1 pseudogene is annotated in these 240 nt (G+C 46.2%); it reads left to right on the top strand.

Annotated features, from left to right (window positions below):
* Positions 1–68 precede the first annotated feature (68 nt).
* Positions 69–240: pseudogene (locus ACVBEQ_RS28085) on the top strand (serine dehydratase); the annotation flags it as partial.

The raw sequence follows: 240 nt of genomic DNA, 5'->3' as shown, positions 1-240 counted from the left end.
AAGGCACAGAAAAACACGGTTAGCTTTATGCCTACTTACAACAGTAACATCCACCTGACTGGGCAAACATGACAAAATTAATTGAATTTAACGCCATCGTTGAAGCAGCAGAACGTTTATCTGGGAAGGTTATTCGGACGCCAGCCATACCCGGTTCGAAACTGGCCGAAAAAGTCCAAAGGCCAGTTTTTCTGAAACTGGAAAACACCCAGCTTGGTGGTTCTTTTAAGGCGCGGGGGG

Source organism: Nakamurella sp. GG22, assembly GCF_052976845.2.
The sequence above is the reverse complement of the archived record's forward strand: the minus strand, read 5'-3'. Positions and strand labels throughout refer to the sequence as shown.